12 protein-coding genes and 2 pseudogenes are annotated in these 16814 nt (G+C 70.5%); 10 read left to right on the top strand and 4 right to left on the bottom strand.

Annotated features, from left to right (window positions below):
• Window positions 1-10: 10 nt before the first annotated feature.
• Both gmd and O1R50_RS12460 read right to left on the bottom strand, forming a co-directional pair.
• The gene (gmd, locus tag O1R50_RS12465) at window positions 11-997 is read right to left on the bottom strand and encodes a GDP-mannose 4,6-dehydratase (protein ID WP_408612684.1); all 987 of its coding nucleotides are present in this window, start codon (window positions 995-997) and stop codon (window positions 11-13) included.
• 2 nt (window positions 998-999) lie between these two features.
• Window positions 1000-1767, bottom strand: a complete 768-nt coding sequence (locus tag O1R50_RS12460; RefSeq protein WP_270110377.1) for a TetR/AcrR family transcriptional regulator — start codon at window positions 1765-1767, stop codon at window positions 1000-1002.
• 212 nt (window positions 1768-1979) lie between these two features.
• On the opposite strand from O1R50_RS12460, the gene O1R50_RS12455 reads away from it, so the two are divergent.
• The 7 genes and pseudogenes from O1R50_RS12455 to O1R50_RS12425 all read left to right on the top strand — a co-directional run bounded on the left by O1R50_RS12455 (window position 1980) and on the right by O1R50_RS12425 (window position 12336).
• On the top strand, window positions 1980-3491 hold the full coding sequence (locus O1R50_RS12455) for a sodium:solute symporter family protein (protein WP_270110375.1): 1512 nt from the start codon (window positions 1980-1982) through the stop codon (window positions 3489-3491).
• 190 nt (window positions 3492-3681) lie between these two features.
• A complete protein-coding gene (locus O1R50_RS12450) occupies window positions 3682-4542 on the top strand; it encodes an urea amidolyase associated protein UAAP1 (RefSeq protein ID WP_270110374.1) in 861 nt (286 codons plus the stop codon).
• Complete coding sequence (locus tag O1R50_RS12445) at window positions 4539-5198, top strand: urea amidolyase associated protein UAAP2 (RefSeq protein ID WP_270110372.1); 660 nt, start codon at window positions 4539-4541, stop codon at window positions 5196-5198. Before O1R50_RS12450 ends, O1R50_RS12445 begins: the two co-directional genes overlap by 4 nt.
• Window position 5199: 1 nt before the next feature.
• Window positions 5200-8875, top strand: a pseudogene (uca, locus tag O1R50_RS12440) (urea carboxylase).
• A 162-nt stretch (window positions 8876-9037) separates the two neighbouring features.
• The gene (locus tag O1R50_RS12435; protein ID WP_270110370.1) at window positions 9038-10189 is read left to right on the top strand and encodes an alkaline phosphatase PhoX; all 1152 of its coding nucleotides are present in this window, start codon (window positions 9038-9040) and stop codon (window positions 10187-10189) included.
• A 105-nt stretch (window positions 10190-10294) separates the two neighbouring features.
• Window positions 10295-11269 (top strand): NAD(P)/FAD-dependent oxidoreductase, encoded by a 975-nt coding sequence (locus tag O1R50_RS12430; RefSeq protein ID WP_270110369.1) that lies wholly within the window; start codon window positions 10295-10297, stop codon window positions 11267-11269.
• Window positions 11270-11370: 101 nt separating this feature from the next.
• Window positions 11371-12336 (top strand): NAD(P)H-quinone oxidoreductase, encoded by a 966-nt coding sequence (locus O1R50_RS12425; protein ID WP_270110368.1) that lies wholly within the window; start codon window positions 11371-11373, stop codon window positions 12334-12336.
• 248 nt (window positions 12337-12584) lie between these two features.
• Here the strand turns inward: O1R50_RS12425 and O1R50_RS12420 are convergent, their stop codons facing one another.
• Window positions 12585-13052: a MerR family transcriptional regulator gene (locus O1R50_RS12420; RefSeq protein ID WP_270110367.1), complete on the bottom strand. Its 468-nt coding sequence runs from the start codon at window positions 13050-13052 to the stop codon at window positions 12585-12587.
• A gap of 172 nt (window positions 13053-13224) precedes the next feature.
• Between O1R50_RS12420 and thrS the strand changes: the two genes are divergently transcribed.
• Both thrS and O1R50_RS26330 read left to right on the top strand, forming a co-directional pair.
• The gene (gene thrS, locus O1R50_RS12415) at window positions 13225-15246 is read left to right on the top strand and encodes a threonine--tRNA ligase (RefSeq protein ID WP_270110366.1); all 2022 of its coding nucleotides are present in this window, start codon (window positions 13225-13227) and stop codon (window positions 15244-15246) included.
• A gap of 83 nt (window positions 15247-15329) precedes the next feature.
• Window positions 15330-15625, top strand: a pseudogene (locus O1R50_RS26330) (type II toxin-antitoxin system RelE/ParE family toxin).
• Between the two features lie 13 nt (window positions 15626-15638).
• Here O1R50_RS26330 and O1R50_RS12410 read toward each other — a convergent pair.
• Window positions 15639-16444, bottom strand: a protein-coding gene (locus O1R50_RS12410; RefSeq protein ID WP_408612680.1) for an IS5 family transposase whose coding sequence is annotated in 2 segments (ribosomal slippage) — window positions 15639-16105 and window positions 16105-16444 — 807 coding nt in all. Because the reading frame shifts where the segments join, the coding sequence is not laid out codon by codon here.
• On the opposite strand from O1R50_RS12410, the gene O1R50_RS12405 reads away from it, so the two are divergent.
• Window positions 16431-16814: a helix-turn-helix domain-containing protein gene (locus O1R50_RS12405; protein ID WP_270110364.1), complete on the top strand. Its 384-nt coding sequence runs from the start codon at window positions 16431-16433 to the stop codon at window positions 16812-16814. The genes O1R50_RS12410 and O1R50_RS12405 overlap by 14 nt on opposite strands.

The raw sequence follows: 16814 nt of genomic DNA, 5'->3' as shown, positions 1-16814 counted from the left end.
GGTAACCATCTCAGAGGGCCTTCCGGTCCGCGTCGACCATGATCCGGGCCAGCTCGTCCCAGTGGACCTTCGCGGTCCAGCCGATCTCGCGGGCGATCTTGGCCGGGTTCCCGATGAGCTCGGGGACCTCGGCGGGGCGCTCGTAGCGCTCGTCGTGCTCGACGTGGTCGCGCCAGTCGAGGCCCGCGTGGCCGAACGCGGCCTCGGCGAAGTCGCGCACGGTGGCGGGCCGGCCGGTGGCGAGCACGTAGTCGACGGGCTCGTCCTGCTGGAGCATCAGCCACATGGCCTCGACGTACTCGGGCGCGTAGCCCCAGTCGCGCACCGCGTCCATGTTGCCGAGGAAGACCTTCTGCTCGAGCCCCGCCTCGATCCGGGCCACGGCGCGGGTGATCTTGCGGGTCACGAACGTCTCGCCGCGCCTCGGGCTCTCGTGGTTGAAGCAGATCCCGCTGACGGCGAACATGCCGTAGGACTCCCGGTAGTTCACCGTCGCCCAGTGCGCGTAGACCTTCGCGACCCCGTAGGGGCTGCGCGGGTGGAACGGCGTGGTCTCGTCCTGCGGCGGTGCGGCCAGACCGAACATCTCCGAAGTGGACGCCTGGTAGATCCGGGTGTCGATCCCGCTGGCGCGCACGGCCTCCAGGAGCCGGATCACGCCGAGCGCGGTCACGTTCGCGGTGTACTCGGGCAGGTCGAAGCTGACGCGCACGTGGCTCTGCGCGGCGAGGTTGTAGATCTCGTCGGGCTGCACGTCCCGGATCAGGTTCACCAGCATCCCCGCGTCGGTCACGTCGCCCTTGTGCAGGAAGAGCTTCCGCCCCGACTCGTGCGGGTCCTGGTAGACCGCGTCGAGACGGGAGGTGTTGGCGATGACCGACGAGGCGTGCCGGACGATCCCGTGGACCGTGTAGCCCTTCGCGAGCAGCAGCTCGGTCAGGTACGAGCCGTCCTGACCGGTGATGCCGGTGATAAGCGCGGTCTTGCCGGGGGCCATCGTCATGCGCGGTCCTTTGCCGTCGTCGTGCTCGGGAGGTGCTCGGAGCGGTCGATCCAGTCGGCGCACAGCCGCAGGCCCTGGAGGCGCGCGGCGGCGAGGTCGCCGCATTCGGCGAGGCGCAGCACGCCGTCGGCGACGCCGGCCGAATACGTGGCCGGGTCGGCGACCGGGGCGTTCTCGAGGCGGGCGAGGATCACGCCTTCGACCAGGCCGAAGACGAGGTGCGCGCGCTGGGCGAGGGCGCCGGGCGGGTAATCGCGGGCCGCGCCGGTGCGGCCGAGCAGCTCGCGGTAGGACACGCGCAGGCGCTCCCGCATCTCGCGGAACGGCGCGAAGACCTCCTGGCGCACCTCGGGCAGCAGGTAGAGCGCGCCGAGATTGTGGCTGGCCCCGGCGAGCTGCGCGGCGTCGATGCGGGCCAGCGCCCACAGCCGCGCCTCGGCGGAGGCGTCCTGCTCGGCCAGCGCCCATTCGGCGAATTCGAGCGAGGGGGCCACGGTGGTCTCGAGCAGGCTGCTGAGCAGGGCTTCCTTGCTGGGGAAGTGGTAGTACATGCTGGCCTGGCGCATCCCGGCCCTGGCGGCGATCGCGCGCGTGGAGGTGGCGGTGTAGCCCTGGACGGTGAAGAGCTCGGCCGCGGCGGCGAGGAGCTGGTCGCGTGGGTCGGCGTCCCCGGCGGTGCCGCCGCCGGGCTCCGGGGCGACCCTGGGGCGGCCGACCCGCCGCTTGGGCCGGTCCGCGGGGGACTCCTTCGCTGCGGTGGGCATCGGTACGCCTTCCTGTCCTGGGTGCGCGCACCAGTCTAGTTCGCGGGCTTCTGATCCGGTCGGCGAGCGCGGTCCGGGACACCGGGCCCGCATTGGCGTGTTGCCGCTGTGCGGGGGTGTTCATGCCGGTGAAATAAATTCTGTCAGTTGATCGAAATCCCCGGGCGGTTGATTTCTATCGACTGATAGAAATCAACCCCGGAAGGTGCCCGATGATACTCCTCGGTGTAGGGCTCTCAATCGTCGTCGTCCTGGTCATCGGCCTCGTCGTCTCCAAGAAAGTGGACGGGGACTCCGGCCGCTACCTCGTCGCGGGCCGCACGCTCGGCGTCCCGCTCGTCACCGCCGGGCTCATGGCCCAGGCGGTCGACTCCAACGCCACCCTCGGCAACACCGACCTCGCCTACGGCTTCGGCTTCTGGGCCGGTGCCACCCTCCCCATCGGGCTCGCCCTGTGCCTGCTCCTCACCGGCCTGTTCTTCGCCCGCCGCATGAACGCCGCCAGACTCCTCACCCTCCCCGACTGGTACGCCCGCCGGTACGGCCGCCGCATCGAACTGATCGCCTCGGTCGCGATGATCGGCGCGTACGTGCTGCTCCTCGCCGGGAACCTCGTGGCGGGCGGCTTCCTGTTCGAGCACTTCCTCGGCATCGACTACACCCTCGGCGTGCTGCTCATCGTCGCCGTGGTCATGACCTACACCGTCGCCGGAGGCATGTTCTCCGACTCGTACACCGCCGCCGCCCAGATGATCATCACCATCATCGGCACCGCCGCCCTGTTCACCTGGGTGGCTTTGACGCACGGGATCACCGTCCCGGAAGGCATGGGCGCCTTCGACCTCGGCCAGTTGACCGACCCCGCCCAAGGCGCACCGGTCAACTGGGCGACCTTGATCGCCCTCGGCGTCGGCGACATCGTGGCCATCGACTTCATGCAGCGGATCTTCTCCGCCAAGAGCCCCTCCGTCGCCCGACGGGCCTGCTTCCTCGGTGCGGCGGGGACCCTCCTCATCGGCATCCCGTTCAGCTACGTGGCCCTCTCCGCGGTCGACATCGTCGGCCCCGACGCGGGCTCCGCGGTCCTCTTCACGCTCCTCGAAGACCACGCACCGGCCTGGCTCGCCATGCTGGTGCTCGCCGCCATCGTCGCCGCCTCGTGCTCGACCGCGAACGGCGCGATCCTCGGCACCGGCGCCGTCGCCGCACGCAACATCGCGGGCATCCGCGAAACCGACGCCGGCAAGCTCCCCGAACTGAAGATCTTCGGCGCGGGCAAGGACCCGCTGCTGCGGGCCAGCCGCATCGCGATGTTCCCGATCGTGGGCCTCGCCGTCCTCGTGGCGGTGCGAGTGCCGCAGACCGGCATCCTGCTCACCCTCGCCTTCGACCTCATGCTCGCCGGGCTCGTCGTGCCGTTCGCCCTGGGGCTCTGGTGGAAGCGCGGCGGCGCGGCCTCCGCGGCGGCCGCGATCGCCGTCGGCTTCACCGTCCGCCTCGTGCTGTTCGCCCTCACCCCGACGGTGTACGGCGCCCCGAACGACCTGCTGTACTTCGAGAACGACGCGATCACCGCGTCCTTCGACGGCTGGCCCACCTTCATCGCGTTCCTCGCGGGCACCGCCGCCTACGTCACGGTCGCACTGATGCGCCCGGCCAAGGCCTACCGAGCGCCCGTGCGGACCCCCGCGGTGGTCCTCGAACCGGCGGCCGCGAAAGCCTAAGCGCCGCAGCCAGGCTCCCGCGTACGGCCACTTCGCCGCCCGCGGGAGCCTTTGCCGCTCACCGAGCCCGCACGCGCCGAGCGGTTGTGCGCGCCACGCAACGAAGCCGAAACCCGGAAGTCACGGCCGCGAACACTCGCGGAGTTAATTTCTGTCAATCGATAGAAATTAGATCGGAGCGGAGGCCGCCATGACCGAAACCCCTGAACCCCAAGCCGAACCATCGGCCACCGGCAGCACCTACGCCGCCCGCGACCACGCCCGCGCCCAAGAGGCCGCCGCCGCGGCAACCGAACGCGCCTGGGTCCCCGCCGCCGACTACCCCCGCACCCCCCAATACCTCGACCCCGAGCAGCTCCTCTGGGCCGAGACCGTCGGCGGCGGCGGATACGCCCACCAGGTGATCGCCCCCGGCACCGTCCTCGAGATCACCGACCTCCACGGCGACGCCTGCGTCCACCTCGCCCTCGCCTGGGCCACAGCCCCCTGGGAGCGCCTCTGCGTCCCCGACACCGTCAAAGTCCAGTGGAACGCCTACCTCGGCCAGGGCAGCCTCCTGCTCTCCGACCAGGGCCGCGCGCTGGCGAGCCTGGTGCTCGACGAGTCCGGACGCCACGACGCGTTCTGCGGCGCCCCCTCCGCCGCCCAGCACAAGGAGCGCTACGGCGACGGCACGCCGTGGGGCCCGACCCCGGCCGCCCGCGAACTGCTCAAGCTCGCCGCCGCCAAGCACGACCTCACCGCCCGCGACCTCCCGCAGACCATCGCGCTTTTCAAGGGCCTCAAAGCGGACGGCGAGGGCCGCCTCCACTGGCTCGGCGGCGCCGGGCCCGGCCGGAGGGTGCGCCTCCTCGCCGAGGCCCCGCTCCTGGTCATGCTCGCCAACGCCCCGCACGCGCTCGACCCGCGCGAGGACTACACCGCCACCCCGGTCCGCGTCCTCGCCTGGCGCGAGCGTCCCACCGGCCCCGGCGACGCCCGCTGGGACGCCACCCCGGAGGGCCGCCGCGCCCTCGCCAACACCGCCGCCCGGATCGGAGCCGCCGCATGACCATCAAGACGCCCACCGAACAGGTCGTTCAAGAGCAGAGGGTCGCCGCCCGCGCCCCCTGGTCCGGTCTCGTCGCCGCCGGGCAGACCCTGCGGATCACCGACCTCGAAGGCAACCAGGCCGTCGACTTCCTCCTCTTCGACGCCGCCGACACCGCGCTGCGCTACAGCGCCCAGCACACGATCGCGGCTGCCGGGGCGCTGTTCCTCACCACCGGGTCGATCCTCCGCGACGTCGAACACCGTCCACTGGCGACGGTGACCGCCGACAACTGCGGCCGCCACGACACCATCGGCGGCGCGTGCTCGAAGGAGTCCAACACCCTCCGCTACGGCCACCAGACCTGGGCCCAGCACGCGTGCGTCGAGAACTTCCTCCACGAAGGCGCGAAATGGGGCCTGGGCAAGCGCGACATGACCGGCAATATCAACTGGTTCATGAACGTGCCCGTCGAGGACGACGGCTGCCTCGGCATCGTGGACGGCATCTCCGCGCCTGGCCTCGAAGTCGCGCTGCGCGCCGAGCGGGACGTCATCGCCCTCATCTCCAACTGCCCCCAGATCAACAACCCGTGCAACGCGTTCAACCCCACCGCCATCCGCGTCGCCGTCACCGCGCCGAGCCCCTCGCAAGCTTCGGCGAGAGCGGAGTCCTGATTTGTCCCTCGACACCCTCCTCATCGCCAACCGCGGCGAGATCGCCGTGCGCGTCATCGCCACGGCCAAGCGCATGGGACTGCGCACCGTGGCCGTCTACTCCGACGCCGACCGGGGCGCGGCGCACGTGGACGCCGCCGACACGGCGGTGCGCATCGGCGGCCCGGCCCCCGCCGATTCCTACCTGCGGCCCGAAAGGATCCTCGAGGCCGCCGCCGCGACCGGCGCGGGCGCGATCCACCCCGGGTACGGGTTCCTCTCCGAGAACGCCGGGTTCGCGCGCACGGTCGAAGGCGCCGGGATCGCGTTCGTCGGCCCCGCCCCCGAACACCTGGAACTCTTCGGCGCCAAGCACACCGCGCGGGCCGCCGCCGAGGCCGCCGGAGTCCCGCTGCTCGCCGGGACCGGGCTCCTCGACGGCGTGGCGCACGCCCTCGCCGAAGCTGAACGGATCGGCTATCCCGTGATGCTCAAGGCGACCGGAGGCGGCGGGGGCATCGGGATGCGCCCCGCCGCGAACCCCGCAGAGCTCCGCGAGGCCTGGGACAGCGTCAAGCGCCTCGCCGAGACCGGCTTCGGCGACGCCGGGCTCTTCCTCGAACGACTCGTGCGCCGCGCCCGCCACCTCGAGGCGCAGGTCTTCGGCGACGGCCTCGGCGCGGTCACCATCCTCGGCGACCGCGACTGCACCCTCCAGCGCCGCAACCAGAAGGTGATCGAGGAGGCCCCCGCCCCCGCCGTCCCCGACCACCTGCGCGAGCGCTACCAGCAAGCGGCGCAGCGGCTCTGCGCGGACGTGCGCTACCGCTCCGCGGGCACCGTCGAGTTCCTCTACGACACCGAACGCGAGGAGGTCGCGTTCCTCGAGGTGAACACCCGCCTCCAGGTCGAGCATCCCGTCACCGAAGCGGTCTTCGGCGTGGACCTGGTGGAGTGGATGCTCCGCCTCGCCCAAGGCGACGCGGCCCCGATGCGCCGGCCGCTGCGCGCGAGCGGCCACGCCGTGCAGACCCGCCTGTACGCCGAGGATCCCGCCCAGGGCCACCGGCCCTCCACCGGCACCGTCACCCACCTCACCCTCCCCGAACGCGTCCGCGTCGACACGTGGATCGAAGCCGGTGCCGAGGTCGGCCCCCACTACGACCCGATGATCGCGAAGCTCATCAGCCACGGCCCCACCCGGGCGGACGCCATCGCCACCGCCGCGAACGCCTTGGGGGAGTTGCGTATCGCCGGGGTCGAGACCAACCAGGGCCAGCTCGCCGCCGCCCTCGCCCACCCCGAGTTCGCGGCCGCCCGCCACACCACCGCCACCCTCGCCGACGTGTGCGACCCGCGCCCCCGCATCGACGTGCTCGCCGCCGGGACGCAGACCACGATCCAGGACTGGCCCGGCCGCACCGGCTACTGGCAAGTGGGCCTGCCGCCCTCGGGCCCGATGGACGACCTGTCGTTCCGGCTCGGCAACCGCGCTCTCGGCAACCCCGAAGGCGCCCCGGGCCTCGAATGCGTCGCGCAGGGGCCGACGCTGCGGTTCAGCCACGACACCACCGTGTGCGTCACGGGCGCGCCCGCCCCGCTGACCCTGGCCGGAGCGCCCGCGCCGCAATGGGAGCCGTTCACCGTCCCCGCAGGGGCCGAGCTCGCGATCGGCGCGCCCGAGACCACCGGCATCCGCACCTACCTGCTCGTGCGCGGCGGCCTCGACGTACCGCGCTACCTCGGCTCGGCCGCCACCTTCACCCTCGGCGAGATCGGCGGCCTCACCGGAGGCGCGCTCAAACCGGGCGACGTGCTCCGCGCCGCTCACGCCGGACCCACCGCCACCGCCCCCGTGCCCGAAACGGACCGGCCCCGCTTCACGAACACGTGGGAGCTGCCCGTGGTGGAGGGCCCGCACGCCGCGCCGGAGTTCTTCACCCGCGAGGACATGGACGACTTCTACAGCGCCCGTTGGGAAGTCCATTTCAACTCCGCCCGCACCGGGGTGCGCCTCACCGGCCCCAAACCGCGCTGGGCCCGACCGGACGGCGGCGAGGCCGGGCTCCACCCCTCGAACATCCACGACAACGCGTACGCGATCGGCGCCGTCGACTTCACCGGCGACATGCCCGTCCTCCTCGGCCCCGACGGGCCGAGTCTCGGCGGCTTCGTCTGCCCCGCAACGGTGATCGCGGCACACCGCTGGCGGCTCGGGCAGCTGCGGCCCGGCGACGCCGTCCGCTTCGTCCCCGTCAGCGACGCGAGCGTCCCAGCCGCCCGGCGCCGCCCCGCGCTCGCCCCGGCCCCCGACCGCCCCGCGGTCGCTGACGGCGGCGTGCTCGAGGGCATCGCGGCCCGCCCGGACGCCCCGGCGGTCGCCTATCGCCGCTCCGGCGACGATAACGTGCTGGTCGAATACGGGCCCAACCTGCTCGACCTCGCCCTGCGGATGCGCGTGCACGCCCTGGCCGAGGCCGTCGCCGAGCGGCTCGGCGACGGCGTGCTGCTCGACCTCACCCCAGGGGTGCGCAGCCTCCAGGTCCACTTCGACCCGGCTCGGCTGCGCCAGTCCGCGCTCGTCGATCAACTGGCGGCAATCGAATCGACGCTGCCGTCCACGGCGGAGCTCGCCGTGCCGAGCCGCGAGGTCTGGCTGCCGCTGTCCTGGGACGACCCGGCCACCCGCGAGGCCATCGACCGGTACATGAACGGCGTGCGCGACGACGCGCCCTGGTGCCCTTGGAACATCGAGTTCATCCGCCGCATGAACGGACTGGACACTGTGGACGATGTATACCGCACGGTGTTCGACGCCGAGTACATGGTGCTCGGCCTCGGCGACGTCTACCTCGGTGCGCCCGTTGCGACCCCGCTCGATCCGCGGCACCGGCTCGTGACCACCAAGTACAACCCGGCGCGCACCTGGACGCCGCAGAACGCGGTCGGCATCGGCGGCGCCTACCTGTGCGTCTACGGCATGGAGGGGCCCGGCGGCTACCAGTTCGTCGGCCGCACCGTGCAGGTCTGGAACACCCACCGCCAGCGCGGGCCGTTCACCGGGGGCAAGCCCTGGCTGCTGCGCTTCTTCGACCGCATCCGCTGGTACCCGGTCGGCACCGAGGAGCTGGGGGAGCTGCGGGCCGAGATGGACGCGGGCCGCTTCGTCCCGCGGACCGCCGAGGGCGAGTTCCGCTACGCCGACTACCGCCGCTTCCTCGATGCGAACGCCGATGGCATCGACGCTTTCAAAGCGCGCCACGCGGAGGCGTTCGGTGCCGAACGCGCCGCCTGGGAGGCATCGGGCGAGTTCGACCGCCAGCAGGCCGAACCGCCCCTCGCCCCCCGCCGCTATCCGCCCGCGCCCTCCGGCGGGTCGCGCCCCCCCCCCCGCCGCCTGGGAGGCATCGGGCGAGTTCGACCGCCAGCAGGCCGAACCGCCCGCCGCCCCGACCGAGGACGTGGCCGCCCCGCCGGGCGGGGCCGTGGTGGCCGCACCGCTTGCGGCCGCGGTGTGGAAGGCCCTGGTCGAACCGGGGCAGGAGGTCGCGGCGGGCGACACGCTGTTCGTCCTGGAGGCGATGAAGATGGAGACGCCGGTCCTCGCACCGCAGTCCGGCCGGGTCCTGAAGCTCCTGGCCGGCCCGGGTGATCTTGTCGCCCAAGGGAACCCGCTGGCGGTTCTGGAACCGAGCTGAGGCCGCACGCGGCGGGGACGGCGTTGTGCGCGAACGACGTTCACGTCGCGGTCACCGAGTCATCACCGACCCGTCCCGCCGAGTTGCCACGCGGAGCGCCGTCGATTCCTTACGGTATGTGGGCCAAGCGATCCCCATCATCGCCCGCAAAGGAACCGCCTCATGCAACGTCGTAACGTCCTGCGAGCAGCCGTGGTCGGCACCGGCTCCGTCGCCTTCGGCTTCACCATGACCCGCCCGTCCTTCGCCGCCTACCCCGCCCAGACCGGGCCGAGCCCGTACGGCTCCCTGCGGTCCGCCGACGCCAACGGCGTCATGCTCCCGCAGGGCTTCACCTCCCGCATCGTCGCCCGCTCCTCCCAGACCGTGTCCGGCACCTCCTACACGTGGCACAACGCCCCGGACGGCGGCGCCTGCTTCGCCGACGGCACCGGCTGGGTCTACACCTCCAACTCCGAGATCAGCCCCGGCGGCGGGGCCAGCGCCCTGCGCTTCAACTCCTCGGGGACCATCACCGCCGCCTACCGCACGCTCTCCAACACGCGCCAGAACTGCGCCGGGGGCGCGACCCCGTGGAACAGCTGGCTGTCCTGCGAGGAGGTCGACCTCGGCTACGTCTACGAGACCTACCCGCTCACCGGTGCCGCCGCGGTGCAGCGCCCCGCGATGGGCCGCTTCAAGCACGAGGCCGCCGCGGCCGACCCCGACCTGCGGGTGATCTACCTGACCGAGGACGTGTCGGACGGCGCGTTCTACCGCTTCAAGCCCACCACCTGGGGGAACCTCTCCTCCGGTCAGCTCCAGGTGCTCACCGAGTCGGGCGGGAACCTCGCCTGGGCGAACGTGCCCGACCCGGACGGCTCCCCGACCGCCACCCGCAACCAGGTCGCGAACACCAAGCGCTTCAATGGCGGCGAGGGCTGCTACTACGCCGACGGCGTCTGCTTCTTCACCACCAAGGGCGACAACCGGGTGTGGGCCTACGACACTGCCGCGAACTCCATCCAGATCGCCTACGACGACTCGCTCACCCCCAACCCGCCGCTCACCGGCATCGACAACATCACCGGCTCCACCGCCAGCGGCGACCTGTTCGTCGCCGAGGACGGCGGCAACCAGGAGATCTGCATCATCACGCCCGACGACATCGTGGCGCCGTTCCTGCGGCTCTCCGGCCACGGCTCCTCCGAGATCACCGGCCCCGCGTTCAACCCGGCCGGGAACCGCCTCTACTTCTCGTCCCAGCGCGGCACCACCGGCTCCGGCTCGGGCGGCATGACGTTCGAAGTGTCCGGACCGTTCCGCACGCTCTAGATCCGAAGGGGGCTTCGCGGAGGCGCGTCTCCGCGAAGCCCCATCGGGGCCGCTCGATCGCTAGGATGTCGAGACGTGTCCCTACAACGGAGTCGGTGATCGTCCATGCCAGTCCTCACCGTCGACCTCGCGATCGTCGGCGCCGGGCCCACCGGTCTCTTCGCGGCCTACTACGCGGGCTTCCGCGGCCTGAAGACCGCCGTCCTCGACGCGCTTCCCGAAGCGGGAGGCCAGATCACGGCCATGTATCCCGAGAAGCAGATCCTCGACGTGGCCGGATTCCCCTCGATCAAGGGCCGCGACCTCGTGGACAACCTGCTGCGCCAGGCCGCCCCGTTCGAGCCCGAGTACCTCCTCGGCCGCCAGGCGAGCAAGCTCGAGCACCACGACGGCAAGCCCGTGCTGGAACTGGCCGACGGCCAGGTCATCGAGGCCGAAGCCGTGCTCATCACCGGCGGCCTCGGCAGTTTCGCGCCCCGGCCACTGCCCGCGGCCGAGGACTTCCACGGCGCGGGCATCGTCTACTTCGTCCCCGAACTCGCCGCCCACGCCGGGCAGGACGTGGTGATCGTAGGCGGCGGCGACTCCGCGTTCGACTGGGCGATCGCCCTCCACGGCATCGCCCGCAGCACCGTGATCGTGCACCGCCGCGAGAAGTTCAGGGCCCATCAGGCCACCGTCGACCAGGTGCGGGACCTCGGCGTCCCGGTGCGCGTCAACGCCCAGGTCACCGCCATCCACGGCACCGAGCAGGTGAGCGGCGTGACCATCGACGTGAAAGACGAAGGCTCCCAGGAACTCCCGGCCGACGCGATCGTGGCGGCGCTCGGCTTCACCGCCGACCTCGGGCCGCTGGGGGAGTGGGGCCTCGACCTCGACCGGCGCAGCATCGCCGTCGACTCCACGATGGCCACCAGCCTGCCGCGCGTCTACGCCGCGGGCGACATCGCCTCCTACCCGGGCAAGGTCAAACTCATCGCCACCGGCTTCGGCGAGGCCGCCACGGCGGTGAACAACGCCGCGGTCGCGATCGACCCCGAAGCGCACCTCTTCCCTGGACACTCGAGTGAAAACCCCTGATGCTTTGCAGCACAATAGATCTCGCAAATCCAGACGGGACTAACGTGACGATCTGACGGGTATCGCGCCGGGGACTCCGACCGGAGTCATACTATGCGGAGATGCTTGCCATGACCGTCGCCGACGGCCGCCTCACCGCCGCCCAGGTCCCCGAACCCGCGCCCGGCCCCGAAGAAGTCCTCATCGAGGTCGCCGCGGCCGGCGTCAACCGCGCCGACCTCCTCCAAGTCGCCGGGCACTACCCGAGCCCGCCCGGCGCCCCCGCCTGGCCCGGCCTCGAGGTCTCCGGCACGATCGTCAACGTCGGCAGCGACGACAACGCGTCCTTCCTCGGCGCCGAGGTCTGCGCCCTCCTCCCCGGCGGCGGCTACGCCCAGTACGCCACCGTGGACGCCGGACTCGTGCTCCCCAAGCCCGAGAAGGTGTCGCTGATCGACGCGGCCGGACTGCCCGAAGTCGCCGCGACCGTGTACTCGAACCTGGGTTACCTGCTGGACTCGGAGGCCGACCGCAAGCGGCGCGTGCTCGTGCACGGCGGCGCGGGCGGCATCGGGACGTTCGCGATCCAGTTCGCGAAGAAGCTCGCCGACGCCGAGACCTGGACGACCGCCCGCGCCGAATGGACCCAGAAGCTCCAAGCCCTCGGCGCCGACCGCGTCATCGACTACCGCAGCGAGGACTTCGCCGCGCTCGCCATGGAAGCGGGCGGCGCGGACGCGATCCTCGACGTGATCGGCGCGGCCTACTTCGAGCCGAACCTCAAGGCCCTGGCGCAGGACGGACGCCTCGCGATCATCGGCCTCCAGCAGGGCGCCGCCGCGCAGATCCACCTCGGCGGCCTCCTTGCCAAGCGCGCCACCATCACCGGCACCACCCTCCGGGCCCGCCCGCTCGAGCAGCGCCGCCAGATCCTCGCCGAAGCCTTCGAACGCATCTGGCCCGCACTCGACTCAGGCGAGATCGAACCGGTCGTCACGACCCGCATCCCGTTGGCGGAGGCGGCCGAAGCCCACCGCATCATGGGCGCGGGAGGCCACTTCGGCAAGATCGTCCTCACCGCCGAGTAGGCGGCCGAGGGGTTCCGACCGAGCGAACCTGTCGGACCCGCCGGACAAGCCGAAAACCGGGGGCGCTTCGCAACGCCCGATTTGCGAAGCCACTCCGCGACACGCCAAGACGCGCCCGCCACCGTCCCGATGGGACGGTGGCGGGCGCGTCTCGTTCGCCTACTTCTCGCAGCAGCCGTGGCAGCATTCCTGTCCACCGCAGTCGCACGCGGTGTCATTGCAGCAGTTGCAGCACTCGTCAGTCATCATCACTTGCACTCACCTCCAACGACGAACTCAGCGGATTCACCACTCGCAGGTTTCTCCGGGACCGGGGGACACCAGTTCTCAGGCAGCGGCGGTTCGCAGGAGCCCGCGTCGACCGCCCGCAGCATGTCCGTCAGCTGGCTCCGCAACCCCTCCAACCGCACGATCTCGGCCGTGATCTCGCCGATCCGCCGCTCGAGATGCTGCCCGGCCGGCTCGCACGGGCACGTGCCGGTGTCGCGCACCGCCAGCAGGTCCGCGATGTCGGCCAGGCGCAGCCCCGCGCGCTGGCACGCCCGGATGAACCGCGCCCGGTCGAGCTCGGCCGTCCCGTACCGGCGGTAACCGGACGGACTGCGCTCGGGCGCGGGGAACAGGCCCTCGCGCTCCCAGTGGCGGATGGCATCGGACGAGACGCCCACCTCCTCGGCGAGCTTCCCGACGGTCAGGGTGACGGTTGCTGCGGTCATACGACGACCGTAAACCTTGGTGTCAGGACCAAGGTCAAGTCCCGACCCGAAGAAATCTCCGACGCGCTCACCACGGGACTAATGCGATGGAGTCCACCGCCTCGCGGCTACTACCATGGACCCGTTATCCGACATCGGAAACTCCGATGACCAGCACCGAACGAGGAGAACCGTGGCACCCGCAGCGCCGAACCACAGCAGCCCAGCCGTCATCGAACCGCTGTGGGTCACTGCTGGCACCACGTGCGCTGAAGCGGTGGCCGAGGCCGGCCTCCCCGGCAACGGGCCGAACGCGATCGTCGTCGTCCGCGACGCCGACGGGCAGCTGCGCGACCTCTCCTGGGCCCCCGAAGCCGACACCAAGGTCGAGCCCGTACCGCTGGGCAGCCCCGACGGGCTCAACGTGATGCGCCACTCCGCCGCGCACGTCATGGCGCAGGCGGTGCAGGAGCTGCACCAGGCCAAGCTGGGCATCGGCCCGCCGATCACCGACGGCTTCTACTACGACTTCGACGTCGAGGAGCCGTTCAACCCGGACGACCTCAAGGCCGTCGAGAAGCGGATGCTCCAGATCATCAAGCAGGGGCAGACCTTCCACCGACGCAAGTACGCGTCTCTCGACGAGGCCCGCGCCGAACTCGCGAACGAGCCGTACAAGCTCGAGCTCATCGAGACCAAGGGCGAGGGCACCGACGCCGACGAGGTCATGGAGGTCGGCGGCGGCGAGCTCACCGCGTACGACAACCACGACCGCAACGGCGAACGCGTCTGGGGCGACCTCTGCCGCGGCCCGCACCTGCCCTCGACCAAGCTCATCGGGGCCGTCAAGATCATGCGGTCGGCCGCCGCGTACTGGATGGGCTCGGAGAAGAACCCGCAGCTCCAGCGCATCTACGGCACCGCCTGGCCGACCATCCAGGACCAGAAGGACTACCTGGCGCGCCTCGCTGAGGCCGAGAAGCGCGACCACCGCAAGCTGGGGCAGCAGCTCGACCTCTTCTCGTTCCCCGACGAGCTCGGCTCCGGGCTCCCGGTGTTCCACCCCAAGGGCGGGATCATCCGGCACGAGATGGAGTCCTACCTGCGCGAACGCCAGCGCGAGGCCGGGTACGAGCTGGTGAACACCCCGCACATCACCAAGGAGCAGCTGTTCCACACCTCGGGGCACCTGCCGTACTACGCGGACACCATGTTCCCGCCGATGGAGCTCGAGGGCGCGAACTACTACCTCAAGGCCATGAACTGCCCGATGCACAACCTGATCTTCCGCTCGCGCGGGCGCTCGTACCGCGAGCTGCCGCTGCGCCTGTCGGAGTTCGGGACCGTGTACCGCTACGAGAAGTCGGGCGTGGTCCACGGCCTGACCCGCGTGCGCGGCCTGACCCAGGACGACGCGCACATCTACTGCACCCAGGAGCAGGCGCCGGGCGAGATCAAGAGCCTGCTCGAGTTCGTGCTGCAGCTGCTGCGCGACTACGGGCTCAACGACTTCTACCTGGAGCTCTCCACCAAGGGCGAGTCGGAGAAGTTCATCGGCGACGACGAGCTGTGGAACTCCGCGACCGCCACCTTGCGCCAGGTCGCCGAGGAGTCCGGGCTCGACCTGGTCCCGGACCCGGGCGGCGCGGCCTTCTACGGCCCGAAGATCTCGGTGCAGGCGCGGGACGCGATCGGCCGGACCTGGCAGATGTCGACCATCCAGCTCGACTTCAACCAGCCCGGGCGCTTCAACCTCGAGTACTCGGCGGCGGACGGCACCCGCAAGCAGCCGGTCATGATCCACCGCGCGCTCTTCGGCTCGATCGAGCGGTTCTTCGGCGTGCTCACCGAGCACTACGCGGGCGCGTTCCCGGCGTGGCTGGCACCGGTCCAGGCCGTCGGCATCCCCGTCCGCGACGAGAACGCCGACTACCTCGAGGCGTTCTTCGGCAAGCTCCGCGCGGCGGGCATCCGCGGCGAGGTCGACCACTCGGACGACCGGATGCAGAAGAAGGTCCGCAACGCCCAGCTCCAGAAGACCCCGTTCATGATCATCGCCGGAGACGACGACCAGAACGCGGGCACCGTCTCGTTCCGCTACCGCGACGGCTCCCAGCGCAACGGCGTCCCCGCCGACGAGGCCATCGCCCACGTCGCCGAGATCGTCAAGTCCCGAGTGAACGAAGGCCCCAGCGCCGCAACCGAAGAGGCCTAACGCGAGACGAACGCCGGTGGGGGGGGGGGGGGGGGTGGGGGCCCCCCCCCCCCCCACTCTTTTGGTGACATGACAGCGTGTCGATGCTACTTGAATGCGCAATCGATCAGCTGGCTGCCAACGGTCCGGCTTTGGGCCGTCCTTTGGTGGATCGGATAAATGGAAGTAGCTTCCAGAATATGAAGGAACTGAGGCCACCTTCGTCAGGGAATACGGAAGTGAGGATTCTGTTCGCGTTTGATCGGGGGCGCGCGGCGATATTCCTGGTTGCAGGAGCAAATCCGGAAGATGGAAGAGTTGGTATGACGATGCGATCCCGCTAGCGGATGCACGGTTTGCCGAGCACCAAGAATCCTTGAGAGATGGAGGCCAAAGGTGACTAAGAGCGTGTCTCAGTTGGCGAGTTTCTTATAGCAGGTGAGTGCGGCGGCGAGGGCGAGGAATGCGGCGAACAGGTGGCCGTGGCGCTCGTACCGGATGGTGAGGCGGCGGTAGCCGCCGAGCCAGGCGATGGTCCGTTCGATGACCCAGCGGTGGCGGCCGAGCCGGGCCGAGGACTCGATGCCGCGGCGGGCGATCCTGTCGCCGATGTGCCGCTCGCGCAGCGCACGGTGGCAGTCGGGGATGTCGTAGGCCTTGTCGGCGTGGACCTTCGCGGGTTTCCTGCGACGCGGGCCGCGTCGCGATCGGATCTTCGGGATGCCTTGGACCAGCGGCTCGAAGGCTTGCGAATCGTGCATGTTCGCGGCTGAGACCCCGAGTGCTAGTGGCAGTCCGGCGCGGTCGGACAGGACATGGATCTTCGAGCCGGACTTGCCACGATCGACCGGATTTGGACCGGTCAGTGATCCCCCTTTTTGGCGCGCAGGCTCGCGCCGTCGACGATCGCCCGCGACCAGTCGATCTCGCCGGCGGCGCCGAGCCGGTCGAGCACGGTGCGGTGGAGCTTGGCCCACAGCGCTGCCTCGGACCATTCGGTGAAGCGTCGGTGCGCGGTCTGGTGCGAGACGCCGAAGACCGGCGGCAGGAGCCGCCAAGCGCAACCGGTGGTCAGGACGAACACGACCGCCGCGAACACCTGCCGGTCATCAGCCCGAGGGATACCACCGCCCTGTGCCCGCTTCGGCGAGGCCGGAATCAGCGGCTCGACAATCTCCCACAACCCATCGGGCACAAGGCGCCTGGTGAACTCGTCCATGCACGATCTATACCAGATGCCTTGCACGCCAACTGAGACACGCTCTAAGTACTCGAAATGGGAAGAAGTCAAGGCTCGTAGGCAGAAGGCTGACGCCCGCGACGATGCTTCGCAGATTGATGCCAAGGAAGCATCTAGGGCGCGTCTTGATGCATACGTGCGTGGGCACCAGCTCGCCGAGATGCGCAAGGCTGCCCTCCTCAAGCAGGATGAGGTCGCTGAGAAACTCGGTGTGAGCCAGGCGCGGGTATCCAAGATCGAATCAGGAGAGGTCTCCGGCATTGACGTTGTCAGAGATTATGTTGCGGCGGTTGGCGGGCACGTCGAATTGACTGCCACTGTCGGCGACCGTTCTTGGAAGATGGCTTAA

Source organism: Glycomyces luteolus, assembly GCF_027622875.1.
GTDB classification, from domain to species: Bacteria; Actinomycetota; Actinomycetes; order Mycobacteriales; family Micromonosporaceae; genus Glycomyces; species Glycomyces luteolus.
The sequence above is the reverse complement of the archived record's forward strand: the minus strand, read 5'-3'. Positions and strand labels throughout refer to the sequence as shown.

What these genes read in the sequence shown, in the direction of transcription:
- O1R50_RS12445 (WP_270110372.1), top strand. Translation starts at nt 4,539, where the DNA reads ATGACCATCAAGACGCCCACCGAACAGGTCGTTCAAGAGCAGAGGGTC.
- gmd (WP_408612684.1), bottom strand. Translation starts at nt 997, where the DNA reads ATGGCCCCCGGCAAGACCGCGCTTATCACCGGCATCACCGGTCAGGAC.
- O1R50_RS12450 (WP_270110374.1), top strand. Translation starts at nt 3,682, where the DNA reads ATGACCGAAACCCCTGAACCCCAAGCCGAACCATCGGCCACCGGCAGC.
- O1R50_RS12420 (WP_270110367.1), bottom strand. Translation starts at nt 13,052, where the DNA reads ATGACCGCAGCAACCGTCACCCTGACCGTCGGGAAGCTCGCCGAGGAG.
- O1R50_RS12430 (WP_270110369.1), top strand. Translation starts at nt 10,295, where the DNA reads ATGCCAGTCCTCACCGTCGACCTCGCGATCGTCGGCGCCGGGCCCACC.
- O1R50_RS12425 (WP_270110368.1), top strand. Translation starts at nt 11,371, where the DNA reads ATGCTTGCCATGACCGTCGCCGACGGCCGCCTCACCGCCGCCCAGGTC.
- O1R50_RS12460 (WP_270110377.1), bottom strand. Translation starts at nt 1,767, where the DNA reads ATGCCCACCGCAGCGAAGGAGTCCCCCGCGGACCGGCCCAAGCGGCGG.
- O1R50_RS12455 (WP_270110375.1), top strand. Translation starts at nt 1,980, where the DNA reads ATGATACTCCTCGGTGTAGGGCTCTCAATCGTCGTCGTCCTGGTCATC.
- O1R50_RS12435 (WP_270110370.1), top strand. Translation starts at nt 9,038, where the DNA reads ATGCAACGTCGTAACGTCCTGCGAGCAGCCGTGGTCGGCACCGGCTCC.